Genomic DNA, 26,282 nt, shown 5'->3' on the forward strand with positions numbered 1-26,282 from the left:
CGATAAGGTTGGCGGCGGCTTAAGCCGGCGTTAGTCGGTGCCGCTGCGGCGGCGCGGCGCCCGGCCGGCCCGCTCCCGGCGCGCGCTGGCTCCGGTTGCTGCGGCCGCCGGCGCGTCCGCTGGTTTCGGTTGCAGGTAGTCGACCAGCGCGGCGATGGTCGGATAGACGAAGAACATGTCCAGCAACGGCACGTCCTTGCTCAGCAAGGGCCGCAGCCGGGTATGGATCTTGATCATGTCCACCGAGGTGCCGCCCAAATCGAAGAAGTTGTCGCTGGGGCCGACGCTGTCGACGTTCAATACCTCGCGCCACACCTCGCGGATTTGCCGGGCCAATTCGGAATCGGTTACTGCCGCGGCCGCGACGGTTTCGGTTTCCTTGCGCGGCTGCGGCAAGGCTTTGCGGTCGAGTTTGCCGTTGGCCGACAGCGGCAGCTCTGCCAAGCGGCAAAACACAGATGGCACCATGTAATCCGGCAGTTTTTGGCTCAGATAGTCCCGCAGCCGGCTTTCGAAACCGGCGTCGGAATGGTCGAAACGGGCTTGTTCCAGTTGCAGTTCGCGCAGTTCGGCGTCGCTCAGTTCGACGCCGCCAACCAGCGCATGCAGATAAGCCGAACGCTGGTCCAGGCAGAACAGCGGCTTGGCGCGTTCGAAATCGAAACCGCCGAGTTGGCAGGTGGCCAAACCGAAGCGGTGCGCTTCCTGTTCCAGAATTTGCGTGATCAGGCCGCTCTCGATTCGGCACAAGTGCATGGCATCGGCGCCGTACAGCGGTTCTATCGCCTCCAGATTAGCGACCAGAAACAGATGGAAGGCGGCGCTGTCGACCATGGCCGCGTTCCAACTGCCGTAGTAGCCGGCGTCGATCCGGCCGCTGCCGGGCAAACGCACCAGCCGATGCTGGTCCGGGTCGTAGTAGTGCATGCCGCCGGCCAGACCGGCGATCCGGCCCGGCACCGCGTACAGATAAAGCTGCACCGGATACAGCGAGCCGGCCGAACCGTAACGGTATTTGGGGCTGGCCGCCTGCGGATTGCGGCGCAAGTGGCTCAATAGCCGGCCCAGGCTGTCGAGATCGACTGCCGTATCCGGATACAGCCGCTGCGAACGGCGGCGGTAGCTTTCCGCTGCCAGAGCGGCATCGCTGGCCAGCGCGGTCGCCTCGCTGTCGGCGCCGAAACGGCGCAGGCCGGGCTGCGACAGGCGAAAGCGGATTTTTGCGTTGTCCTCGGCTTTGGCGGCCGGCTGGTCGGCATCGCGCACGTAATAAGCGATCAACTGCCGGGCGCGGCCGCTGTCGCCGCTGACGGCGCAGACCGCGGCTTTAACGCCGGGGAAGCGCGCCATATTGATTTCGACTTCGCCCAACTCGACCCGGAAACCGTTGATCTTGACTTGAAAATCCTTGCGGCCGAGAAATTCGATGTTGCCGCAAGGCAGCAACCGGCCCAGATCGCCGGTCCGGTACAGTTTTTCGCCGCTGCGCGGATGGCTGACGAATTGGGCCGCGGTCCGCTCGGCATCGCGCCAATAGCCCATCGCCACGCCGATACCGCCGATGTAAAGCTCGCCCGGCACCCAGACCGGGCAGGATTGCATCTGCTCGTCCAATACCTGAAAGCTTTGATTCAGCATGGCCTTGCCGTAGGGGATGCTGCGCCATTGCGGGCTGATCTCGCCGATCGGATAGACGATGGACCAGATCGAGGCTTCGGTGGCGCCGCCCAAGCTGAACTGCTGCGCGTTGGGGCAACTGCGCCGAATCGCCTGCGGCAGCGGCAACGGAATCCAGTCGCCGCTCATCATGACCAGGCGCAGGCTATGGTTCGGCTGCCGCGCCACTTCGTCCAGGTAGGTGGTGTAAATGTCCATCAGCGCCGGCACGGTGTTCCACAGCGTAACGCCGTGGCGTTGCACCATCTCGTCCCAATGGCCGGGGTCGCGCTGTTTGTCGGCATCCGGCAACACCAGGGCGCCGCCGGCGCCGAGCACGCCGAAAATGTCGTAAACCGACAAGTCGAAATTCAGTGCCGACAAACCCAGCACCCGGTCGTCCGGGCCGACCGCGAAGCGTTGGTTGACATCGACGCAGGTGTTCAAGGCGCCGCGATGGTCGATCATGACCCCTTTCGGCGTGCCGGTGGAGCCGGAGGTATAAATCACGTAGGCCAAATCGGTCGGCCGCCGCAGCGTGGGCAAAGCTTTGACCGGCAGCGCGGACCCGGCCAATTCGGCGACCGGCAGCACTTCGGTCCCGGCCGGCAAGCGCAATGCGGCGGCGGCATCGGCCGCCACCACCCGCTTGACGCCGGACAACGCTAGGATTTGGGCGATGCGGTCCTGGCCGTAGCTTGGCTCTATCGGCATGTAAGCGCCGCCGGCTTCGAGGATGCCCAGCGCGGCGACGACCTGCCAGCGGCCTTTCGGCAACAGAATGCCGACCAGTTCGCCGCTGCCGGCGCCGCTCCGCCACAAGCGCTGAGCCAGCAGATTGGCCAAGCGGTATAACTCGCCGTAACTGAGTTCGGCTTCGGCATCGATGACCGCGATCCGCTCCGGAGTTGCGTGGGCCTGGCGCACGAAGGGTTCGTGCAGCAAACCGGCCGGCACCGGCGCCGCGGTAGCGTTGGCCTCGGCCAGCAGTTGCCGCTGCTCGCGCGGCAACAGATCCAGTTCCGGCCGTTGCCACAGCACGTCGTCGTGGGCCAGACCGGCCACCAGTTGCCGGTAGGCGTCGAACATCGCTTCCAGAAAGCCGTCCGGGAACAAACCGGTCACCGAGTCCCAATCGTATTCCAGTTTGCCGGCGTCTTCGGTGACTTGGTGGTCCAGCCACACCTGCGGCGTCTGGGTGATGGTGTAATGCACATCGCCCAGCCAGGCCATCGCCGCCGGGCTGTCGTCGGCCGGATTCGGTTTGATCGCGCTGGTGAACACCACCGGAAACAACGAGGCATTGGCATCGCGGCGCTGTTCGGTCAATTCCCGTAACACTTGCACGCCGCTGACGTAGCGGTGGTCCATGTCGCGCCATAACTGGGCCTGCACCGACTTGACCCGCTCGGCGAAGCTGGCCGGCTTGGAATAATCCAGCTCCAGCAACACCACCGAGGTAAAGTCGCCGACCAGTGCGTTGACTTGCGGGTGAAACGGCAAGCGGTTGAACAGCGTCAGGTTCAGGGTAAAGCGTTTGCGGCTGCTCCAGCGGGCGACCACGGCGCCGTATGCGGCCAGCAACACCGCCGACGGCGTCACGCCCAGGCGTTGGGCCCGGCTTTTGATTTGACCCCAACGTTCAGCGTCGAGGCTGGCTGACAGCCTTCTAAACTCGGGGCGGGCGATGCTTTCCGGCGCCACGGCCAACGCGAAATCCGGGCCGGGAGGCAGGTCTTTGATTTTTTCGCGCCAATAAGCGCAGGACTCGCGGTAGGCGTCGGTGTCCTTCATCAAGCTCAGGCCGTGCACGTAATCGGCGTAGGACAATTGCAGCGGCGGCAGGTCCTCGCCCCGGTACAGCCGGCGCCATTCCTCGCTGAGGATGTCGAAGCTCAACGCATCGAAAATCAATACGTCTATGCTCAGATGCAGCCGCACCACGCCGTCCGCCAATAGGCTGGCGCGGATGTCGAACAGCGGCCACACCGCGGTATCCAGCACCTGGTGCGACATTTCCCGGCGTACTTGCTCGAGGCTAGCGTCGCTCTCCTCCCCCGCTGCACTGGCGTCCAGCACATCGAAGCGGTAGTCGGGGACCGTTTTTAAAATCTGTTGGCGGCCGTCGGGATTGACCACGGCGCGCAGCATGTCGTGGCGTTGGATCAAGCGGTTGAAAGCCGTTTCCAGCCGGGCCAAATCCAAACCGCGGCAATCCACTTCCATATAGCCGTGGGCGGCGATATTGCCCAGATCGAAGGCCGCCTGCCGCCCCACCCAGTAAGCCTGCTGGATGTCGGTCAGCGGAAACGGTTCGAAGCGGGCCTCGCCCATCGGTTGCAGTTTCGGCACGTAGAACTCGGTTTGCGCCGCCGTCCTGTCGTTCTGCGAGCGTTGTTGCAACCTGGCCATCAGGCGCTGGCGTTGTTCGTTGCTCAGTTCGGCGATCAGTGTTTGCGTGTTTGCCATCTCGTTGTCTCCAATTAAGCCTAGCGCTTAGGACGCGGCCAATTCGGCGCCGTCGCGCGCCAGTTCCGCCAGCAGTTCCTGCAGTTCCGGCGAATCCTGCAGCGCCTGTTCCAACACGCACTCCGCCAGTTCGGCCACGGTCGGATGTTTCATGATGTCGGTCAGCCGCAAACGGCAGCCGTGGCGGCGGTTAATTTCGTACAGAATTTGCGTGGCCAGCAGCGAATGGCCGCCCAGGGCAAAGAAGTCGTCGCCGATATGGATGCGCTCCAATTGCAGGTGCTCGGCCCAGATTGCGGCGATTTCGCTTTCCAGCGCATTGCGCGGCAATTCCGCATCCGCCGAGGCCTCGGCCTGTTCCAGGCTATGTGCCAGTTGCGCCAGTTGGCGGCGGTCGATCTTGCCGTTCGGGCTCAGCGGAAATTCAGCCAGTTGGGTCCAGACGCTGGGCAGCATGAACTGCGGCAGCTTGGCCGCGGCGGCTTGCTTCAAGGCGTCCTGCAACTCGCCGGCGCCGGTGTAGAACGCCAGTAGGCGTTGGCGGCCGGCTTCGCCGTCGGCGACAACGATGGCGCGCTGTACGCCCGGTACTTGCGCCAGTACGGTTTCGATTTCGCCCAGCTCGATGCGGTGGCCGCGAATCTTGACTTGATAATCGGAGCGGCCCAGGTATTCGACCATGCCATCCGCCGTCATTCGGCCCAGGTCGCCGGTGCGGTACATGCGGCCGCCGGCCACGCCCGAAAACGGATCCGGCAGGAAGGCCGCTGCGGTCGCGGCGGCATTGCCGAAATAGCCCCGGCACAAACCGTTGCCGGCCAGATAAATCTCGCCTTTGCTACCGGCCGGCACCGGATTCAGATCGGCGTCCAACAGGTAAAGCTGGCTGCCGGCTATCGGCCGGCCCACCGTGACCGGCCCCTGGAACCGGTCCGGGAAACGGACAAAAGTGCTGTAGGTGGTATCTTCCGACGGGCCGTACAGGTTGTAGACCGCGACGCCGGGATAGTGCTGCTGGATGCCTTGCACCAGGGCCAGCGGCAGCGCCTCTCCGGCCAGATTGATGTAGCGCACCGAGGCCGGCACCGCCCGTTGGCGCAAGATTTCTTCCATCGCCGACGGCACCGTGTTGATCACGGCGATATCGTCCTGCCGCGCCAGTTCCGGCAGATGCAGGATGTTATCGACGATGACCACCTTGGCGCCGTGCGCCAGCGGATAAAAGATTTCGTAAACCGACAGGTCGAAACACACCGAAGTCGAGGCCAACATGCCGTCGCCGGCCGCCAATTCGAATTCCTGCGCCGCCCATGCGATCATCGACGCGGCGTTGCGGTGTTCGATTGCCACGCCTTTGGGCGTGCCGGTGGAGCCGGAGGTGAAAATGATGTAAGCCAGATGTTCCGGGCGCACCGCGCTGTCCGGCGCCGTGTCCGGGCATTCCGCCAGGCGCGGATCGGCCGGGCTCAACACAGGGGCTTCGGCCGCCGCCGTTATTTTGTTGCCGTCGGCGATCAGCAATTTGGCCTGGGCGCAGCCCAAAATCGCTTCGCGGCGTTCGGCCGGATAATTCGGATCGACCGGCACGTAGCAGGCGCCGGCTTTCAACACCGCCAGCAGGGCCACCACCAACTCCGGGCCGCGCGCCAGGCACACCGCCACCCGATCTTCCACGCCGACGCCCTGGCCTTGCAGCAGATGCGCCAGCCGGTTGGCCTTGGCATCCAGTTCCCGGTAGCTCAACTCACTATCGTGCCAGCGCAATGCGGCCCGATCCGGACTGCGCCCAACCTGGTCTGCGACCAGATCGTGCAGGCAGCGGTTGTGGTAAGGCTTGATCGGATTCATCCCCAGGCTGGCGCGCTCGGCGTCGAGCAACAGGTCGATGCTGCCGAGGCGGGTTTCCGGCTTGGATGCCAGTTGCGCCAGCAGCTTGGCGTAACGGGCCAGCAGGCGTTCTGCGGTCTCGGCGCTGAACAGCGCGCTGTTGGCGGTCAGTACCAGCACGGTTTGGCTGACATCGGCCACCACGTCCAAGGTCAATTCGTATTTGGTATGCGCGCTGGGCGGCACCAGCGGCGTGCAGCGCAAACCGCCGCCGGCCAGCGAGCCGACTGCCTCGTAGTTGAACACTGCGCTGACCAGCGCCGGCCGGCTCGGATCGCGTTCCGGGTTGACCGCACGCACCAATTCGGCGAACGGAAAAGCCCGATGCTCGAAGGCTTGCAAAAACTCCTGTTTGGCCTGCTGCAGATAGTCGGCGAAAGTAAGCCGGCTGTCGCTGCTACCGACGATAGGCAAGACGTTGACGCCGAAGCCTATAAAACTTTCGCCGGGCCGGTCGCCGTGCATCGACACCGGCACGCCGACCACCGAACGCTGCTGGCCGCTCAATCGATTCAGCAGCAAGCGGTATACCGCCAGCATCACCATGAACGGCGTCGCATTGCTGCGTTGGCTCAGGTCTTTCAACGCTGCGGCGACGCCGCTATCCAGGGCCAGACAGCAGCGCTGCGCGGCGAAACGTTGTTCCAACGGCCGCGGATAGTCGGTCGGCAAATCCAGCGCCGGCACCCCTTGGCCGAACTGTTGCAACCAGAACTCGCGGTCCTGCGACCGCTGCGCGGCAAGCCGGCGGTTGGCTTCGGCCAGCGTGACCGGTTTGGGCAAGGCCAACGCCGAACCTTCGCGCAGATGGCGGTAATACGCCACGACTTCCTGGATCAGCAAGCCGTAGGAAATGCCGTCGATAATCATGTGGTGGGCCAGGAACAGCAACCAATAGCGGTCGTCGGCCAGGCGCGCCAGAAAGGCTTTCACCAGCGGCGGCCGGGTCAGGTCGAACGGTTCGGCACTGCGCGCCAACACCCACTCCCGCGCCTTGGCTTCGGCCAGTGCCGCCGGCAAATCGGCGAAATCGGCTTCGGCCAGCGTGGCGTCCGCATCCGCAGCGATCAGAATCTGCTTGCGGTCCTCGCTCAACGCGGCGCGCAACGAATCGTGCCGTGCCAACACGGCGCGAAAGGCCTGCTGCAGTTTGGCGCGGTCCGGGGTTCCGGCCAGCTCGAACAACACCAGTTCGTTGTAAGCCGCATGCACCTCCTCGCTCAACTCCAGGTGCACCAGGATGTCCTGCTGCGCGCTATTCAGCGGCAATGCGGCCGCGGCCGGCGCAGTTGCCGCGGTGACGACGGCCTGGTAACCGGCATGGACTTCGGCGGCCGCCTCGGTAAAGCCGCAGCGTTGCAGCAGGTCGGTCCAGGCCGCGGCGGACAGCAGCGGATAGTCGGCGCGCAGTTCGGCGTCGGCGAAAGCCCACCAGCCGTCGGTCAGGCCGAAGATCAGATCCAGCCAGGGTTGGCGGCCGACGCATTCCAGCAACAGCAAGCGGCCGTGCGGCGCCAGCAGGCTGTGCAGATGGCGTAAGCTTCGGCTCAGGTCGGCGGTGGCGTGCAGTACGTTGGAGGCGACGATCAAATCGAAGGATTGCGCGGAAAAGCCTTGCTGTAGCGGATCGCGTTCGATGTCCAGCGTCGCGTATTCGACTTGCGGATAAGCCGCGAATTCGCGTTCGGCCCGGTGCAGGAAGGCGCTGGAGAGATCGGTAAATACATAGCGCAGTTGCTGCCGGCTCAGATCGGGCAACAGTTGCGCGGTGGCCGAGCCGGTGCCGGCGCCGACCTCCAATACTGCGGCTTTGCCGGAGACATTGGCGACGGCGGCCGATGCGGCGCGCGCCAGAGCCTGGTTGGCCGCTGCGGCGCCGGGAGCGTGGCGGTACAGCCGCTGCAATAAGGCATAGTTTTCGCCGCCGAACAGCACTTGCGCCGCATCGCTGCGGCCGCGCAAAACCTCCGGCAAGGCCGCGGCGCAATGCAGCAATAAGTCGACCGCTGCGGCGTCGGCCGAACTGCGCGCCTCGCGTTCCAGATTCGCGGTCGTACTCGGCGCCGATTGCCGCAGCTCCCAATCGTCGCCGGCGGCGCGCAGCCAGCCGGCCTCGGCCAGCAGCGCGAACAAGCGGCCGAACAGGCGGTGGCGATTCGGCGCCACTCCGATTGCGGCCGCGGCTTTATCGACGTTGCACAAACCGCCGACCTGGGCCGGCAATACCTGCAAGTCCTGCAAGGTCTGCGCCGCCAGCGCAGTAGCCAAGGCGTTCAGTGCCTGCGCCGCCGCCGCGGCATCGGCCTTGGCTTGGCCGGGTTGCGGCGGCAATCCGCCGGCCGGTGGAAAGAATCCGCCCTGGCGCATAGCCTGGGCCGATTCGCGGCCGGCACGGACGATGGCATCGACGTCGGCCTCGCTGTGGGCGCTGCTGAGGAAGCAGGTGTGGCCTTCCCAGATGTACACGCCGCGTAGCGTCATCTGGTAGAAAAACAGATTGGCTTCGATGGGTTGGAATTCGACGCTGTAATTGTCGAAAAACACGAAACGGAACAACGATCCGGCATGGTTGACCCGAATGGCAAAGCCCTCGGCGGCGAAATAGTCGTTCAGTTCCCGCACCAAGCGCGCAGTCTTGGCGGTGATGCCGGCCTGCAAGGCCGGACCGGCATCGCGCAAGTGGCGCAATACCGCGACCGAGGCCGCCATGGTCAGCGGATGGCCGCTGAAGGTGCCGGCGAAAAAGGTCGCGGTGGCTGCCGGATAAGAGGCGTCGCCGAATTGCCAGGGGCCGCCGTCGATAGCGTTCATGAAACGGGCGTTGCCGGCGACGATGCCGAGCGGCATGCCGCCGCCGGCGACTTTGCCGTAGGTCACCAGATCGGCGCGGACGCCGAAGTATTCCTGAGCGCCGCCCGGCGCCAAACGGAAACCGGTGATGATTTCGTCGAATATCAACGCGCAACCGGCGGCGCTGGCGATTTCCCGCAGACTATGCAGAAATTCGCGCGGTTGCAGGCCGGGGCGCCGGCTTTGCACCGGTTCGACCACGATTGCGGCCAGTTCGCTGGCATGGCGCCGTATCGTTTCCAGCGAGGCATCGTCGCCGTAGGCCAGCACGATGGCATCCTGCGCCACCGACAGCGGCACGCCGGGCGCAATCGGCAAACCGCTGCCGCCCTCGCCTCCGGCTTTGACCAGCATGGTATCCGAATGACCATGGTAGGAGCCGGCGAAACGGACGATGCGGGTCCGGCCGGTGACGGCGCGCGCCATGCGCACCGCCGTCATCACCGCTTCGGTGCCGGAGTTGGCGAAGGCGACCCGCTCGCAGCCGGTCAGGTCCCGCACCAATTGCGCCGCCTCGCCGACCAACGGGCTTTTCGGCCCGACCTGGATACCCTGTTCGAGCTGGGCCGACAAGGCTTGTTTGATCAAATCCGGGTTGTAGCCGAGCAGACTGGAACCGAAGGCCATGGTCAGATCGATCAGCTCGTTACCGTCCAAATCGTAGATCCGGGAACCGGCAGCGGTATTGACCACCAGCGGGAAAATCATTTCTTTGGTGGCCTGGCGAAAGCCGAGCGAACTGCGGTAATCGGCGAATACCTCGCGGTAGGTTTCGGCGTAACGTTTCGAGGCGGCATGTTTGGCTTGGTAGGCCGCAGCCAGCTCGCTCAGGTGTTGCTGTTGCGCCGGGTTCAGACCGCCGGCCGCGGCCTTGGCGGCGGTCGGCAACGGTATTGCTGCCGTTAACGGCTGAACTGCGGCCGGCGCCGGACTCGCTGCCGGTGCTGCCGGTTCCAGCGCCAGCGGCGCGGCAGCGCCGTGCAACAAGCCGAGCTGGCCTTGCACCAATTGGTTGAAGGCGTCCAATTGCCGTGCCAGCAGGCCTTGCAATTCGCTGGACGCAACGGCATTTGGTGCGGCGGCCGGCAAGGGCTGAGCCACGCGAGCGGCCGCAGCCGGCTGCGCGGCGGCGGGCGCGGTTTCCAGTTTCGGGCTGACGGCGGCGATAGCCGGGGCCAAGCTTTCGATGCTGGACAGCTCGGCGAACAAGCGCGCCATGCCGATATCGACGGCGTAGCGTTCGCCGATCAGCCGCAGCAGTTCGGTCAACACCAGCGAGTCGGCGCCCAATTCCAGGAAACTGCGCCGCGGGTCGAGTTCGGCGGCCGGACGTTTCAACAATAGGCCGAGTTGCTGTTGCAACCAGCCGGCGACCTGCGGCTCGACGCTGTCTGCCGCCGCCGGACTATCGCCGAAGTCGGCGCCCTGCTCCGCTAGCCAGGCGGCCAGCGCGCTGAGGTCGCGCAAGTCCTCGAACAAACTGTGCATCGCGACTTGCACGCCGTAACGGCCTTGCACCTGGCGCAGAAATTCCACTAACACCAAAGAATCGGCGCCCAGTTCCAGGAACGAGCGGCTGGCAGCTATGTCTTCGGGTACGCATTTCAGCAAGGGAGCAAGCAAACGGGCAAGTTCGCCGGTCGGGTTAGTGGCGGTCGCGGTCGTCATGGGTTTCCTGGTGGTGGGTTCGAGCCAAAAACGGCTGGGTTGAAACGGATAGCCGGGCAGTTCGACGCGGTCGAAAGTTTCGCCGGCCCAAGCCTTACGGAAATCGACGCGGTGGCCGGCGCGCCAAAGTTCGGCCATTGCCGAATTGACCGCCAGCCAGTCCGGGCGTTGCCCATCCAGGCTGGCTATCGCGGCCGGCGCCGGATCGAAACGGCGCAGCATCGCCGTCAAAGCCGGCTGGGCGCCGATCTCCAGAAACATCCCGGCGCCGAGCGCCTCGGCGGCGGCGATGCATTCGCGAAAGCGCACCGGGCGGCGTAAATGTTCGACCCAGTAGTCGGCGTCGAAGCGGTCCACCGCCGCGGCGGTCAGGTTGCCGATTAACGGCAGACGCGGCGGCTGCCAGGCCACTTGGGCGGCGACGGCGCGGAATTCGGCGAGTATCGGCTCCATGTCGGCACTGTGGAAGGCGCGTTTCACCTTCAGCGGCAGCACGGCGATACCGGCAGCCTTGGCGCGTTCGGCCAATGCCGCCAACGATTGGTGCGGGCCGGACACCGTCACTTGGGTCGGGCCGTTGTCGGCCGCCAACGCCAGTGCCGAATCGGCGCCGATCAAGTCCAGCGCGGCGGCTTTGTCCGCCAGCATCGCCACCATGCCGCCCCGGTCGGAACAACGTTGCATCAATTGGGCGCGCAACACGACCAGGCGCAGCGCGTCGGCCAACGACATCGCGCCGGCAAAGCAGGCGGCGACGTACTCGCCCAGACTGTGGCCGACGACGACGGCCGGGGCCAAGCCGCAGCTTTCGAAATAGCGGGCCAGGGCGTAGCCGACCACGAACAACGCCGGTTGCGCGGTTGCGGTTTCGGCCAGTCTGTCGCCGTCCAACGCGTCGGAGCCGTACAGCAGCGGCGCTACCGGCGCCATGCCGGCCCCGCTCAGCAACAAATCGCATTCGTCGACCGTGGCGCGGAACCGCGGGGCGTGGGCGTACAAATCGCGGGCCATGCCGGGATATTGGCTACCCTGGCCGGTGAACAGAAATGCCAGCGGTTTCGGCGTGCCGGCGACCGAGGCGGTTGCCGCTGCTGTGCCTTGCGCCAGCCGCGCCAATCCGGCCAGCATTTCGCCGGCGTCGGCGGCATGTAAAGCGGTGCGGTACGCTAAGCCGCTGCGGCCGGCATTGGCCCGGTAGCACAGGCTGGCCCATTGCTTGGGGTGCGATTGCAGAACATCGAGATAACCCGCGGCGAGCGGCGCCAAATCCGTGGGACGCTCGGCCGATAACAGTAAGGCGTAATGCGAGCGTTGCGGCGCGGCAGCCGCGACGGCGGCGCTATCCGCCCGGCGCAATACGACATGGGCGTTGGTGCCGCCGAAACCCATCGACGTGACGCCGACATGGCGTAACGGCCGCTCGGCGGAGAAGCGGCGCAGTTGGGTATTGATCTCCAGCGCGTGCGGATCGAAGCGGATATGCGGATTCAACCCGCGGAAACCGGCCAACGGCGGTACCGCATTGTGTTGCAGGCACAACACGGCCTTGATTAGGCCGGCGATACCGGCCGCAGCCTCGAGGTGGCCGATATTGGCCTTGACCGAGCCGAGCAGGCAGGGGCGCTCGCGGCCGGCGCCCAGCACTTCCGCCAATGCGCCGGCTTCTATCGGATCGCCCAAGGCGGTGCCGGTGCCGTGCGCTTCCAGATAATCGACTGCGCCCGGCGCGAGTTTGGCGGCGGCGTAAGCTTGGCGCAACAAGGCGCGTTGGGCGACGCCGTTGGGAGCGGTCAGCCCGAAACTATGGCCGTCCTGGTTGATTGCGCTGCCGGCGATCAAAGCCAACAGCGGATTAGCGCGCTCGGCGGCCAGCGCGGCGCGGCGCAACACCACCAGGCCGACGCCTTCGCCGCGCACGTAACCGTCGGCTGCGGCGTCGAAACTGTGGCAAGCGGCGCTGGCCGACAGCATGCCGGCCTTAGCCAGTGCCCGCGTTAAGGCCGGATTCAACAGCAGATTGACGCCGCCGACCAACGCTGTGTCGCATTCGCCGGCCAGCAGGCTGCGGCAAGCCAGATGCACCGCAACCAGCGACGAAGAACAGGCGGTGTCCACTGCCAGACTGGGGCCGCGCAAATCCAGAAAATAAGACAGCCGGTTCGCGGCGATGCTCGATGCGGTACCGGTGCCGGCATGGCCGTCTCGGCCGCTGGCGCTGTGCCAGGCCAGTTGAGCATATTCCGAACCGCTGATGCCGATGAACACGCCGGTGGCGGAACCGGCCAATTCTTCGCGGCTAATGCCGGCCTGCTCCAACGCCGACCAGGCCGCAGTCAACAGCAGGCGTTGCTGCGGATCGAGAATCGCCGCCTCTTTCGGCGAGATATGGAACGGTGCCGGATCGAACAAGTCGATGCCGTCCAACCAGCCGGCGACACCCAATGCGTCGACGTCGTCCGCCAAGCCGGCCAGCAAGGCCTTGCGCTCCGCCGGCAACGGCCGCACCGCGCTGGTTCCGGAACTCAGCAAGTCCCAGAATGCCGCGGTGCCATCGGCGCCGGGAAAGCGGCAGGCCATGCCGACCACCGCAATGTCCGTCTCCGGCTCCGCATCGGCGCCGGCAGCCACCGCGGCATCTTCGCCACGGCATAAATAGTCCGCGACCCGATTGATGCTGGGATAGTCGAACAACAAATTGGCCGGCAGCGAGCCGAAACCGAAGGCTTTTGCCAACTCGTCGGTCAGGCGCACCGATACATTCGAGTCCAAACCGAACTCGCCGAACGCAGCATCGCAACCGATTTCTGCTAGGTCCAACCCGGCAATTTCGGCGACCCGCCGCCGCAACCAGTTGCATACCGCTTCGCTATCGGGCCGGGCTGCGGCAGCAGCGGGTTCGTCTGGCGCCAGTTGCCGTTCCAGATTGCGGTTGATCCACTGCGCCAACGGCGCCAGGCTCTGTTGTAGAAAGCCACGTTTAGTCGCCGCGCGCTGGATTTTGCCGCTGGTGGTTTTCGGAATCGCACTTTCCCGCAACAGCACGATGGCGGCGGTTTGCAGTTCGTGGCCGTCGGCTACTGCCTTGCGGATCGCCGCGAACAATTCCGCTGCATGCTGTTCGGCTTTGAAACGGCGCGAGGTTTCGGCGACGACGACCAGGCGTTCCTCGGCGTCGGCCGTAACGGTGAAAGCCGCGGCACCGCCCATCTTCAATAGCGGGTGGGCCTTGTCCACCGTCCATTCGATGTCCTGCGGATAATGGTTTTGACCGCGGACGATGATGACGTCCTTAAAGCGACCGGTAATATAAAGTTGGCCGTCGTATAAAAAGCCCAGGTCGCCGGTGCGCATCCAGCGCTTGCCGGATGGGTCGCCGGCCACGCAGGCGTGAAAAGTGGCCTGGGTCTGTTCCGGGTTTTGCCAATAGCCCGGCGACACCGCACCGTTACGCACCCAGACTTCGCCGACCCGGTCGGCCGGGCAAGGCGCCAAGATCTCGGGATCGACGATCAGTAATTCGGTATCGGCGATGGGATAGCCGCTACCGGCCAGCGACATAGCCGCCGGATCGTCCGGGCTGGCGAATACCAGGCGGTTGCGTTGCAATTCGGCCGCGAGTACCCAGACTTCTTGCGGCGCCGGCCGCTGCCGCCGCCGCTGGCCGCTGCCGGCATAGTGCAGACCGGTAACGATGCAGGCCGCTTCGGCCAGTCCCCAACTGGGGCTGAATACGCGCAAATCGAAACCCGCCGCGGCGAAACGCTCGGCGAAGGCGCGCATGGTCTGCATCCGCACCGGCTCGGCGCCGTTCAACGCGTGTTGCCACCGGCTTAAGTCCAGACCGGCCAATTGCTCGTCGCCGACGCCGTGCAGGCACAGGTCGAAGGCAAAGTTCGGCCCCATCGTATGAGTGATGCCGAAGCGGCTGATCGCTTCCAGCCAGCGCGCCGGGCGTTGCACGAAGGCAGCGTTGGGCAGGATGTAACAGGCCATGCCGCAATAGACCGGCGTCAGCAGGCCATATATCAGGCCCAAGTCGTGAAACGGCGGCAACCAGGTCAACAGCCGGGACTCTTTATTATGAATCCCGCTTTGGTCGAAGTAGCGCATGTTATGCATCAGGTTGGCGTGGGTCAGGATCACGCCCTTCGGCAACGAGGTCGAACCCGAGGTGTATTGCAGGAAGGCGATATCGTCCGCGGCGATGTGCGGTTGGCGCCAGTCGGCGGCCAGCTCGGCGTCCAGCGTGTCGGTCGCCAGCCAGCGCATCGCCGCGAACTCGGGCAAGCTGGCGAAATGTTCTTCGGCCTTTTCCTTGACGGCCTGGGTGGTCAGAACCGCAACCGGCTGGGCCGAACGGGCGATTTCCAGAACTTTTTCCAAGGTTTGCAGCATCCGCGATTGGCGCGGCGGCGGCAACGGAATCGCGATGTTCTTGGCGTAAACGCAACCGAAGTAAGAGGTGACGAATTCGATACCCGGCAAATACAGCAGCATGACCCGCTCGCCCGCGGCGGCAATGCCTTGCAAGGCCGCGGCCACGGTTTTTGCCTTTAACGCAACCTCAGCAAACGACAGCGTTTCCGCCACGTCCTCGCCGTCGCGCAGGTAACGGTAAATCGGAAAATCGGGCTGAGTCTCGGCGCGATACTCCAGCAAGCCCATCAAATCGGCAATCGGCGCTCCGGCTCCGCTCGAATCTGCTTTGTTTTGCTCGTTAGCCGGCACAGCTTTCATTGAATCGCTACTCACGGGTTTTACTCTTCAGGAATTGCTTCGTTTCGGATCGGGGTGGTTTGCCTAACAAATTCATCGTTCGCCGATGCAGCGTTACGATATTTTTTTTGGAACTTCGAATCAGTAACGGACTTATCCAAAAGTTCGTGAAATTTTTCACAGACATATCCGCTGACGGCATAAACAGGCCGTACCATAGGCTCCGCTTGGCTAGCGGCCTAGATAATGGGACAGGAACCGCCCCAGCACCGCAAAAATCCGGCACGTTCAGTTAAATTGGCGAATTTTTCGTGCAATTTATCGACTGTTTAACGACGTTGGCGGCACCTTATACAAATAATGCGATAAAGAATAAGGGAGGTATGTTACGGCTCAGTTAAACTTGAAAATAAATCGGCGCCGGAGTCTGGCCGAAAGGCGATTGCCCGGTTCACAGCAGCCGGCCCGGCGATGGCGTTAAGGGGAATAGGGAAGTTAAGCGGTTGCCAAGGTGTTTCGTGGCAATACGGACGTTGCCGAGAGCGTTAGGCGTTCCGACGCCGGAGCGTGGGAACCAGGCAACCGTCATTCCGGCACGGATTCCAGGCGGGTAGGATCGCTAGTAGCTAGCGTCCGTGGCACTGGATGCCCGCGTCCTGCGGGCATGACGGCACTTGTCTATCACGGACTTTACTGAGGAGGCCGGTATGCATTCCCGTTTATGCCCTACCGGGTGCGCCGGAGCGTGGGAACGAGGGAAAGCCGGACGGCTGGCGCCGGTTAAGGCAGATTCAAGATCGGCGGCGTTTGGCGGCAATCCAGTACACCACACCGCCCAATGCATTCCAGATCAGGAAATAGGCTTGGGTTTGCCAAGGCAGGCTGACGAACAGATAGCCGCAGCCCAGAATGGCGACCGGGCCGGTCAGCCAGGGCAACGGCGCGCCGAAGCGGCCCGGCGGCGGCGGACCTTGCCGGCGGGCGATCAGCATGCTGGCGGCGACCGCGCTAAACGCCAGCAAGGTTCCGGCATTGGCCAATGCCGCGATTTCGGCTAACGGAAACGTCCCGGCAATCGCTCCGACCAGCAGCGCGGTAAACGCCGTGGCGCCGGCCGGCGTGCCGCGCCGGGAGATTTTGGCCAGCGCGGCGGGTAAAAGGCCGTCCCGCGCCAGCGCATAGAAAATCCGGCTCTGGCCGTAAAAAAACGCCAGGATCACGGTCGGTAACGCGACCACGGCCGACAAGCCCAGAAACCGCGCCGCCAACGGCTGGCCCAGTTCGCGCAGCACCAAGGCCAACGGTTCCGGACTGGCGGCAAACCGCGCGTAACTCAGCGCGCCCAACGCGGCCAGCGCCACGGCAAGATAAATCGCCACGCAGACCAGCATCGAGCCGACGATCCCTATCGCCAGATCCCGTTCCGGATAGTGGGCTTCCTCGGCTGCGGTAGCAATCGTATCGAAGCCGTAGAATGCAAAAAAAATGATGGCGGCGGCCACCATTACCCCGCGCTCGACGCCATCGGCACCGGTTTGTTTGGCAAAACCGAACGGCATGAAGGGTTGCAGATTGTGCGGATCGAACTCGCGCGCCGCCAGTACGACGAACAGCAGCAACGCGATTAATTTCAAGCCGACCAACAGCGCGTTGAAAGTCGCGCTTTCCCGCGTGCCGTAAACCAAAGCCGCCGCCACCGCGGCGATGATGGCTACGGCCGGCAGGTTGAGCGCGCCGCCGGCGTCGGGAGCTTGCATCCAACGCATCGGCATGCCCCACATCTCGTGCAACAACGGTGCGGCATAACCCGACCAACCCACGGCAACGGCGCTGACCACCAGCGAATATTCCAAAATCAGGCTCCAACCTACCAGCCAGGCGATCCGCTCGCCGAGCATGACCCTGGCGTAGGTATAGGCGCCGCCGGCCTGCGGAATCGCGGTCGCCATTTCCGCATACGCCAACGCGGCGCAGGCGCAGACCAGGCCGGCGAATACAAACGACACGACCACGGCCGGCCCGGCCTTGCCGGCACCGACCCCGATCAAGGTCAGAATGCCGGTACCGACGATGGCGCCGACGCCGAGCGCGACCAAATGAAACCAGTGCAAGCTGGGCGCCAGCCGGCCGGGCCTGACACGGTCGGCTGTATCGGTATCGTGCGGGTCCATGGCTCTAACCCCTTCGCTCAATTGCTGCCTGCGTTTGTAACCGGGTCGCGCATGAAGGCCTGCAACCCGGTCGAACTATCTTGATTGACCCGAATCGAGCCGCAGTGCGGCCGATCCGGATCGAGGATGATGAACACCAGGACCACGATCAAGCCGACCATAATATGGGTGACGAAAGACGCCCGGTGCCCGGCCAGGCCGGTGGCGTAACCGACGACGGCGCCGGTCATCAGAAAGGTAATATACAACAACAACCGCATGAACTCCGGTACGTGCCGGTTCATTTCGGCATCGCGCTTGCCGAAATTGTCGATCGGATCGTGCAACGCCGGAATGAACAGGCCGGTGGCAACCGGGCTCGGTGCGCTGGCGTTGGCCTCGTCGACCAAGCGCCTCGCGGCGGCTATCGCAACGCTGCAAGGACAGCGAAAAGGTAAAACCCGGCAACAAGGCCGGAATGCCGAGCAACGAGGCCGAGGTCGCGTTAACGTGGGCCTTGAAGTCGTCGTGCATTGTCGGCATGATGCGCCGGCCCAAACGGTAGCCGATCTCTATCGCCAACAACATCGAGAAAAACAGCGCCAGTGCGATCAGCAGACTGTTGACGTCGTAGATAAGCTCTTGCATAAGCACAAATCAGAAATGGCCGAAAGCCCTATTTATACCGCTTCGGCATTATCCGTTCACGCTTTTATCGACGGACCGCCGCCACTGGCGTTGCCGGCGGTTCGGGTTCGATAACCGGCTCAGTCGCCGACCGTGTAATCGCGCGACTCCATCATGTTTTCCAGCATGCCGAACAGGCGCTGCGGCGCGATCAAACACCCCGGCACCGAACCGCGCGGCATGATTTCCAGCGTCACCTCCTGGCCGGCGGCGCGGTTCAGGGTCTGGTAGGTGAAATAATCCACCGATTCCGGCACCGGCTGCAGCCCTTCCCAATCGCCGGTGGCGGCGGCCTCGGCAAATATTTTGTAGGGCCAGACCGGCAGCGTTTCCCGGCCGGCAACGTCGCGTATGACCGGTTGCCCGGCATCTTTCAGACACCAAACTTCGTCGGTCTCGAACACGCGGTACAAAAAGTACTCCAACCGCTCGTCGTCGGACATTTCCGGGACGGCGGCAATTTCATCTCGATGGGGCTGGTAGCGCATGGCAATTTTCCTCTGTGGCGGATGGAAAGCATGCAGCAAAAACCGCACCATGCCACGCCACCCGGTTTGCGCGGACCGGGTGGCGTGGCAAACGCCGCATCGAATCGGCGCTGCCGCGGCAAACGACAAAACCCAGCAATTTTGTCGGTTATGCGACAAGCCAAGGCCGCCGATTGGCTCCGGCAACCGCGAACCACAACAGCCATGACCACCCGGCGCCGACGGCGCGGCAGGCCGCGAATTTCCGGCGTTGCGCCGGCGAAACCGCCGTTGCGCCGCAACCGCCCCGGCCACACCGCCCTGAAATGTGGCATGCCGATTGCTCGGGCACAATCGAGCCCGAGGTTGGCCCTGCTTTCATTTTCCAGTTTAATTTCAAAGAATTACCGCTGCGAGAACGGTAGCCGGGCGCTCGAGCCGATCCCGACAAACCTATCCTTTACGAGGTACAGACCATGGCCGAGTTTTACGTCGAAATTAACGCCCAAGCAAACGGAGATCACCTGGTTCACAACGCGGCTTGTTCGCTGTTGCCGGCCAAGGACGGCATCCGCTATTTAGGTTCCATCGCCAGTTGCGCCAGCGCAGTCAAAAAAGCCGCCGAATCGTTCCGCCAAGTTAACGGCTGCCCGCAGTGTGCGACCTCCTGCCACATCGCTTGATCGCACCCGCTAACGGATTCCGCTGTGCCGGAATCCACGTTGGCTAGCCGGCTCGGGCTAGCGAACCAGGCCGCGGACGCGGGTGTCCGGCCGGCATTTCGGTTTTTTCGCACCCCGGCTAACTGGAACCGGGATTGCTGCCGGAGCGGCGGCGGGAAAGTGCGAGGCGCCGGCGGCCGAGCCGGCTCGGTAGCGCGTTCGGCCGCGGCTGCGATCGGTGCGTGTAATTCGCGGCCAGCGGGACTATACTCAGCCCTCCTAACAACCTAAGGAGATTGAGCATGAAAAAATTGGTTTCAATTCGGGCACTGACCGCCAGGATCAATCGGAAGTTGGCTAAGGAATCGAAGAAATTACTAAAATACCAGCCAAGGTTAAAAAGCGACAATCCACTCGTCGAATACGCGGTTGTCGATCTGAAAACGAACGCGATCTTGAACTTTCACATGGCTGGCGAAATTCAGGAATTCGCCAGAGAACTGGGTTGTTTGAGCTTTCTGGAAGACGTATCGCTCGAGGCCGACAGCCTGGCGAGCTAGCTCAGGCCAGGCTTAACTAAGCGGAAGCCCGGCTTCCAACCCCACGTGCCCAGGCCCAGGCTTGGGCACTACCGCAAAACCCGCCCCCGCAGTATCAGGCGCCAGCTTCGACGATACGCTTGATTGCCGCCAAACCCTGTTCGAATTGGCCGCCGACCATGTTGTCGCAATTCATCAGTACGCTCATCGCCTTACCGACAACATTATTGCGCCCGGACATGGTCCAAGTCACCACGGTTTCGCTGCCGGCCTCGGCGAAGCTGAATTCGGCGACGTTACTGGCTTTGAACGGCTTTAGGAACTCCAGGCTAAAGCGGATGAAGCTGTCCGGCCGGCTGTCGACGATGGCCATACTGCCCTGCCCGACCTGGTTGTTGCCCGACCAACGCATCACCGCGCCGACGCCGGCATCGGGCCCTTCGAAACTGTTTTGCGCCTTCGGATCCAGCTTGGCCCAGGGCGACCAGGCCTCCCATTTGCGCAAATCGTTGACCTGGGCAAACACCGCCGATGCCGGCGCCGCCATCGCCAACGAGCGGCTAACGCTAAACGTGTCCGGCTGGCGCCAGGCCAGCACCGCGAATGCCGCCAACGCTACGGCGACCAAGAGCAGGATGATTTCCAACATGGCATTTACCTCCGGGTTTGCTTGAAAAATTACGGCCGGTGCCGACCGATTACCGGACCGGTGCCGCTTGAAAGGCGCCGTTGCGGTAAAGCTGGTCGTACAGATGATCGCCGATCCGCTCGAACATGGCATCTTGGTTCTGCTTGGAAAACGGCAACGCAAACAGCATGAATAGTTCGACGTAGCCTTTGTTGGCTTCTTCGATGCTACCGGTATATTTCTTACCGGTTTTGACGTCGGCCAGCGTGTATTGGATATCGTAATTCTGCGTGACGGTATAAGGGATTAGGGTCAACGTCAGCCCACTCAGAATCTGCATACCGATGCTGGAATCGCCGTATTGGCTACCGCTCAGGGTTAATTCGTAATCGGCTTTACCGGTAAACTCTCCGGGCTCCACCGCTTCGTGGTCGCGAATGTAGCCCTTGTCCTGCCAGGCATCCATTACGCTCTGGTTAATCAGCGTGCCGGCAAGATTGGACGTCGCCATCTTGCCGCCTTCCAGCGTGAAGGCAAAATCCCCGACGGTATGTTCCACCATCGGCTTCATGTGGTTGGCCGGCGGTGAAATCGGCCCCAGCTTGGTGCCTTCGGTGATGTAAGCGCAGCCCGACAAGCCAATGCAGATTGCGGCGACGGTAACGCGAAGCGGACGGCAAAATATCGATGACATCGGTCTGGTTCCTATTGCAGCGGTTGGTCGAAAAGCTGCCGCCATAACTTGCGGCTGAGTTCGTCGAGTATATTAGGCTGGCAACTCCCGGTCCAACCCTTACCCGCAACTTCCGCAACAGTGTTGCTTTCCCGGCGCAATTGCAACCGGACATTATTCATCGTGCCGCAGGCTTGCTCGCCTTGGTCGATTCCTATCGTCGCCCGCAGCAGCAGTGCGTCGTCAGACAATGCGTCGACAACGCGGAAACCGGCTGCTGCCAACGCCGGTTTAACCTCCGCTTTCTGACGGGCCGCGGTCACGAAAATCGGCGTCAGCCGGCCGTTCGGCAAAGCGGTCGGAGTGTCGAGCGGCGGAACGGCCGCCGTGCAAGCTGTAAGCAGCAGCAAGTTCAACACTGCCGACCCGAACTTATCGGGTATGTTTTTCGTCATCGTAACCCTATCTGCGTTTGTAACTGGCATCAACGGCCAAAGCACCCGGTGCAATCGGCGTCCGATGCGGACAAGTCCACCGCGGCTGAGTGGAATTTCTCACAGCTCAACCGTACCGCGCCCGATAAATTACTCCTACCCATTCAGCCGATCGGCATGCGGCGGCGCCATAACCGTAATTGGGCCTAACAGGTTGGTGAAAAACTCTTTTTTTCAACCAATCAGACCTATATTTAGTGCCACAAGATTAATTCAGTACTAAATAAAGGCTTTTTCTAGCTAAATTAGTGGCCAGAATATGGTTTTTCACCAACCTGCTAAGGGTGCCCACAGGCCGATCCAAAGCCACTTTCGATAGGAGTTACCATGCAACTTACTTTAGCCCATGTTTTGATTGCCAGCAGCAGCCTGTTGTTGCCGCTGTCCGGCCAGGCTCAGTCGATACGGGTCGATTACACCGGCACCGTCACCGAAATCGGCACCTTGCTGGCCGGTAACGGCGTCGATGTCGGCAGTACGCTGGCGGGTTCGTTTACTTACGATGTCGGCACCGGCATCGTCAGCCAGTTCAGCCATGCCTTCGGCAACGGCTTTACCGCCCATTTGGCGGCGCCGGTTAACCTATTTGTGCAAAACGACCAGCAAAACGGCTCCGCCACATTAGCGGCGGACGGTTTGATTGTCGGCGGCTCTAGTATTTCCAATACCGATTGGAACGGGCTATCCAACCCGGCAATGCAGTTCGGTTTGCGCCAAGACAACGCTGCCGGCCAACTCTGGCACGATACGCTGCCGCCGGATTTGCACGATTGGTCCTTAGTGTCGTTGGCGGCGATTAACGGCCCCGGCTGGCGTTGGCTGGATTTCAACGTGCCGAATCTGGCTAATTTCGCCGACGACCAAATCCGGTTCTCGGTGGTCAGCTACTCGGTCGCGGCCGTGCCGCTGCCGGCCGGTATTTGGCTGTTTTTGTCCGGCGTGATGGCGGCGCTAGGCCTCCAAAAAAGAAAAGCGTTTGCAAAAGCCGTTACATTGGAGTAAGGAGAATCGACGGCTCGAATCAGCCGCCAAACAACCGGTGCCGCAGCCCGGATACCATTTCGGCAAGCGCCGGCCCGGACACTGCGATTCGGCACCGTCGGATCGCCGGTTTAATTCTTGATGAGGAGAATTGCCATGACCATAAAAACGTGGATAGTCATTCTGGGCGGCCTGACGGCTGTCGGCTTGTTTGCTCTGATATTCTTCCTGGCGAAGAATATGGGCATCACTTTCGGCGTATATGCCGGGGCGATGCTGCTGTTCTACATTCTGGCCGCGACGACCGTGTCCGCCGCTACCGGCTTTTCCGAATTCATGCGCGGTATGTTGGTGGGCAGCAATGCCTCGTTGAACGGGCTGATCCTGTTCGAACTGCTGAGCCAGACCGGCAATGCCGGTTTGGCGCAGGGCGTGGCAATCGGTTTTTTCGGGTTGAATCTGCTGGCGATCGTCAAATGGATTTCCCAATTCGAGGTGTACCAGGCACTGATCGGCTGGTCTAACTGGTGCCTGCCGATGAGCTGGCCCATCGTGTTGCTGGGTTTGCTGTTTCTGTTGTTCAGCCTGTTGCTGGCCGCGGTCACCGGTTTTCAAGTGCAGTATCTGAAATTGCAAGGCCTGCGCGTCGATTGGCCGACCGGCACGATTTTCGTCAAAGGCGGCCTGGTCAGCAACCTCAACATCTGGGACACCGCCTTCAATATGGGTAATTTCGCCTTCGTCGACATGAATTCCGGCGATTGGCACATGGCACATGAATCGGGGCATTCGCTGAATCTGGGCGCTTTCGGCTTTATCTTCCATTTACTCGGCGCGGTCGACGAATGGGTGTTCCGCCAAGGCGACGCCTATTCCGAACGCTTGGCCGACAGCAATGCCGGCGCCGGCAACAATATACCGATGTGGGCCTGAGCGAGCGTTACACCAGGGCTTGATCGGCAACGGCGTACCGGCAAAGGCCGGTATGCCGCGTTGCGCATCTTGGGTTAATCGCGATTTTAGGGCAGACTGTCGCATCCTCTTAGACCGGACGACGCCGATGCCTGTATTCATAGCCAGCTGCCTGATCCTTACCACACTGATCGAAACCCAAAACCCGGTCTTGCCGTTTCTGAACCTGGACGCCTTTTGGATGTCCGCAGCCCTGATCGCGGCGATATTCTTGCTGGGCGGCTGCTCGAAGCGGCTTAGCGGCGCGGTCTGGCACGACGGTTTCGCCCGCGCCTGCCTGTGGGCCTGGTACGGTTACTGGAAGCCGCTATTCAGCGAAGGTTCGCCGCAATTCAGCGTGTTTCCGGTCTATTTCGCACTGCTCGCCGCCTGGATGCTGTTCGGATTTATCAACCGCAGCCCGCGCTTCGATTGGGAATCGCAAGAAACTTTCCGCTATTTCGAGACTTACCTGTCCCGCGCCACGCCCTGCTTGATTGCGGCGCTGCTGCTGGTGTGTCTGGCGCTGCCGGAACATTATCTATCGTTTCCGTTAGCGATGACCTTCTTCATTATCCGGAGTGCGTTCCAGCGTTGTATCGAAATCATAGATCGCCTTTGAGCGGCCGCGCTAAAGCGCGGCCTATGCGCCGTTTACCGTCCGATGCCAGTCATCCTTATAAACTGTAAGGCATCCGGTTATACTAAGCATACGGCGGCGGTAAGCGGGGCGTCTAAAAAACGCAGTGGATCAGATTTTGCAGGGTGCGACCATGCTGGTGGACGAAGGCGAGAAAATCAAGGTTCTAGTCAGAGAGTTCTTTAAAAAAGGCCATAAGTGCAGTAACAAACTTTACGACGTGGACCTTGCCGGGCATGCCGTTCTAGTGAATATGAGCGCCAAAGGCACGACCCGATATCAGCAAGCGTACGAGTCTGACAAACACAGGCTCAACGGCGCCACATCGCACTTGGAATTGGCCGAGAAATTGGTCAAGATGACCATTGCCGACCGTTCGGGCAACTGCGGCGAAATGGCAGCCTTGAGCGCTTATTACGCTAAGAAAATCTACAATATCAAGCGCGACTTACTCTACATTGGCATCGTTCACGACAAAGGCGACCACGCCTTTTGCCTGGTTTCCCAGGAAGCGATCCCGGATACGGCGCGTAGATACGCGTCGACGGCCGATTTCACCAACCGCAAGATCGCCCAATCCTGGCTAATCATCGATCCCTGGCTGAATACTGTTTGTTACGCATCCAACTACCTGACCAAAAGCGGCGAGAAACTTGAGAAATGGGCCTCGGAAGGCAAGCGTGTGGCTTGGATGAACGGCTCTCAAGGCGCCGGTTGGTACGTGCCAAACGGCGAATACAAGACCGAGTTCGGCAAAGCGCCGGTGTTGTTGGACCCTTTCTAGCCGCCCGCTCTAACGGCAATAGCGGCCAACCGCATTGCGACGAAAGCGCAGGCTCAGCGAGCGATGGCAACGCAATCGACCAGTCACCTCCGCAGCCGTCATTGATCCGGTCTCGTCAAGTCGCCGGCTTGCGCCGAAATCAACACGTCGTTGAGCTGAATCACCGGTTCTAAATCGGTGTAATTCGGCATATCGCCCTGCAGCTCGGCGGCATGCGGCATAAACGCGGCCAAAAAATCTTCCACCGATTCGAACAGAAAATGGCACATGGCGACATAAGCCGGCGGGCTACCCGGCACCGCACCGCCCAACCCTCGTTCGACCGATACCCCGCGATACCCTGGGTGGGCGCTGAGGCGTTCTATCGACAGCGGCATGTGGGAATCCACGTAATAAGCAAAATCGAAGCGGGCACCCGCCCGGTTAGGATACAGAATACTGATTTTTTTCATCCCCACCTCCTGGTTGAAACCGAAATCAAACGCTATAGAAACTGTGCCGCTCCAGTGTCGGTGACAGCCGACACCGAAACCGGGCGGCTTAACGCTTGCCGGCAGCTCGGGCCAGCAAACGGTCCAGTTGGTTGGCGAAGGCTTGAACGTCGCACGCATTCGCGACGAATGCTTTTTGAATGCCGGTCCGCGAACCGGCGTTAAACTTGGCTTCGCGGTAGCGACACAATTAAAACCGAGGCATTTCAATCACAACATGCACCGGATTACACGATCGATGCGCTTCGCTTCGTTCAGCACCTAAGGCCCTGCAGCGAATTCGCAGGCCGCGCTATAATCCGCCGCAAACAGCCAGCAGGAGAACATCATGGCGGAATCCGGCTCGAACGCCACCATCATTGCTACCGTAATCACCGTGATCGGCTCGGTCGCGGTGATCAGCAATTGGGATAAAATTTTCCCCAAATCGCAAGTCTCTCCGCCGCCGGTAACATCAGCCGCTCCTCAACCAGCTCCCAATGGCATTCCATTAGCCAACGGCAATTCCGAAGTCCCGTCGCCTGCGGTCATCGACATCAGCGGCACCTGGTACAACCCCAGCGCACCGGCCAACGGCTCGCGCATCGTCCAGCAAAACTCCGGTTTTCAATTCAGCAGTTGGGGCATGCTGCCGCAAGGCATAGGCTACGAGTCCAAAGGCAGCGGGACTGTGGTCGCCCAAAACATCAGCTACAACTATTTCGCTCAATACCAAAACGGCTGGACCTCGCAGGGCAATTGCAGCGGCACCGTCAGCAGCGACGGCAACCAGATCACCGCGACCTGCATCGACAATGTCTTGGGCACCTTCGTTTCCGCCGGGATCAAGCAGTAATTTCCGCAAGCGGGCCGCTACTCAGGGAGAGCGTTATGTCAAAGCCTCACATTA

General features: G+C 62.0%; 17 protein-coding genes. 8 read left to right on the forward strand and 9 right to left on the reverse strand.

Annotated features, from left to right (window positions below; all coding sequences use genetic code 11):
* Positions 1-30: 30 nt before the first annotated feature.
* The 4 genes from VXJ35_RS12450 to VXJ35_RS12465 all read right to left on the reverse strand — a co-directional run bounded on the left by VXJ35_RS12450 (position 31) and on the right by VXJ35_RS12465 (position 17,806).
* Entirely contained in the window at positions 31-4,125 is a 4,095-nt protein-coding gene (locus tag VXJ35_RS12450; protein ID WP_064021806.1) for a non-ribosomal peptide synthetase, read from the reverse strand.
* Positions 4,126-4,152: 27 nt separating this feature from the next.
* Positions 4,153-15,267, reverse strand: coding sequence for a hybrid non-ribosomal peptide synthetase/type I polyketide synthase (locus VXJ35_RS12455; protein ID WP_064021807.1), 11,115 nt, complete (start codon positions 15,265-15,267; stop codon positions 4,153-4,155).
* 770 nt (positions 15,268-16,037) lie between these two features.
* Entirely contained in the window at positions 16,038-17,417 is a 1,380-nt protein-coding gene (locus VXJ35_RS12460) for an amino acid permease (protein ID WP_064021808.1), read from the reverse strand.
* A 17-nt stretch (positions 17,418-17,434) separates the two neighbouring features.
* Complete coding sequence (locus VXJ35_RS12465; RefSeq protein WP_064021809.1) at positions 17,435-17,806, reverse strand: hypothetical protein; 372 nt, start codon at positions 17,804-17,806, stop codon at positions 17,435-17,437.
* Here VXJ35_RS12465 and VXJ35_RS12470 point away from each other — a divergent pair.
* Positions 17,790-18,158, forward strand: coding sequence for a hypothetical protein (locus tag VXJ35_RS12470; protein ID WP_157198173.1), 369 nt, complete (start codon positions 17,790-17,792; stop codon positions 18,156-18,158). The two genes, VXJ35_RS12465 and VXJ35_RS12470, sit on opposite strands and share 17 nt — an antisense overlap.
* 5 nt (positions 18,159-18,163) lie before the next feature.
* Here VXJ35_RS12470 and VXJ35_RS12475 read toward each other — a convergent pair whose 3' ends face one another.
* Positions 18,164-18,571 carry a DUF2750 domain-containing protein gene (locus tag VXJ35_RS12475; protein ID WP_064021810.1) on the reverse strand — a complete coding sequence of 136 codons (408 nt, stop codon included), beginning with the start codon at positions 18,569-18,571 and terminating at the stop codon, positions 18,164-18,166.
* A 455-nt stretch (positions 18,572-19,026) separates the two neighbouring features.
* Here VXJ35_RS12475 and VXJ35_RS12480 point away from each other — a divergent pair, with 455 nt between their 5' ends.
* Entirely contained in the window at positions 19,027-19,233 is a 207-nt protein-coding gene (locus VXJ35_RS12480; RefSeq protein WP_054763756.1) for a hypothetical protein, read from the forward strand.
* Between the two features lie 281 nt (positions 19,234-19,514).
* Positions 19,515-19,772, forward strand: a complete 258-nt coding sequence (locus VXJ35_RS12485) for a hypothetical protein (RefSeq protein ID WP_054763389.1) — start codon at positions 19,515-19,517, stop codon at positions 19,770-19,772.
* Between the two features lie 94 nt (positions 19,773-19,866).
* Here VXJ35_RS12485 and VXJ35_RS12490 read toward each other — a convergent pair whose 3' ends face one another.
* The 3 genes from VXJ35_RS12490 to VXJ35_RS12500 are packed head-to-tail and all read right to left on the reverse strand — an operon-like array spanning position 19,867 to position 21,507.
* Positions 19,867-20,400: an SRPBCC family protein gene (locus VXJ35_RS12490; protein ID WP_064021812.1), complete on the reverse strand. Its 534-nt coding sequence runs from the start codon at positions 20,398-20,400 to the stop codon at positions 19,867-19,869.
* Positions 20,401-20,449: 49 nt separating this feature from the next.
* On the reverse strand, positions 20,450-21,073 hold the full coding sequence (locus VXJ35_RS12495) for a hypothetical protein (RefSeq protein ID WP_064021813.1): 624 nt from the start codon (positions 21,071-21,073) through the stop codon (positions 20,450-20,452).
* Positions 21,074-21,084: 11 nt separating this feature from the next.
* On the reverse strand, positions 21,085-21,507 hold the full coding sequence (locus VXJ35_RS12500) for a hypothetical protein (protein WP_064021814.1): 423 nt from the start codon (positions 21,505-21,507) through the stop codon (positions 21,085-21,087).
* A gap of 366 nt (positions 21,508-21,873) precedes the next feature.
* Between VXJ35_RS12500 and VXJ35_RS12505 the strand changes: the two genes are divergently transcribed.
* The 4 genes from VXJ35_RS12505 (at position 21,874) to VXJ35_RS12520 (ending at position 24,902) form a co-directional block, all read left to right on the forward strand.
* Positions 21,874-22,548 (forward strand): hypothetical protein, encoded by a 675-nt coding sequence (locus VXJ35_RS12505; RefSeq protein ID WP_064021815.1) that lies wholly within the window; start codon positions 21,874-21,876, stop codon positions 22,546-22,548.
* 135 nt (positions 22,549-22,683) lie between these two features.
* A complete protein-coding gene (locus VXJ35_RS12510; RefSeq protein ID WP_054763383.1) occupies positions 22,684-23,460 on the forward strand; it encodes a hypothetical protein in 777 nt (258 codons plus the stop codon).
* Between the two features lie 127 nt (positions 23,461-23,587).
* On the forward strand, positions 23,588-24,100 hold the full coding sequence (locus VXJ35_RS12515) for a hypothetical protein (RefSeq protein ID WP_064021816.1): 513 nt from the start codon (positions 23,588-23,590) through the stop codon (positions 24,098-24,100).
* A gap of 124 nt (positions 24,101-24,224) precedes the next feature.
* A complete protein-coding gene (locus tag VXJ35_RS12520; RefSeq protein WP_064021817.1) occupies positions 24,225-24,902 on the forward strand; it encodes a hypothetical protein in 678 nt (225 codons plus the stop codon).
* Positions 24,903-25,000: 98 nt separating this feature from the next.
* On the opposite strand, the gene VXJ35_RS12525 is transcribed toward VXJ35_RS12520, so the two are convergent.
* Positions 25,001-25,354 (reverse strand): EthD family reductase, encoded by a 354-nt coding sequence (locus VXJ35_RS12525; protein WP_064021818.1) that lies wholly within the window; start codon positions 25,352-25,354, stop codon positions 25,001-25,003.
* A 367-nt stretch (positions 25,355-25,721) separates the two neighbouring features.
* Here VXJ35_RS12525 and VXJ35_RS12530 point away from each other — a divergent pair, with 367 nt between their 5' ends.
* Positions 25,722-26,228: a hypothetical protein gene (locus VXJ35_RS12530; protein ID WP_064021819.1), complete on the forward strand. Its 507-nt coding sequence runs from the start codon at positions 25,722-25,724 to the stop codon at positions 26,226-26,228.
* Positions 26,229-26,282: the final 54 nt, after the last annotated feature.

This window comes from Methylomonas sp. DH-1, from assembly GCF_046097555.1.
Classification (GTDB): domain Bacteria; phylum Pseudomonadota; class Gammaproteobacteria; order Methylococcales; family Methylomonadaceae; genus Methylomonas; species Methylomonas koyamae.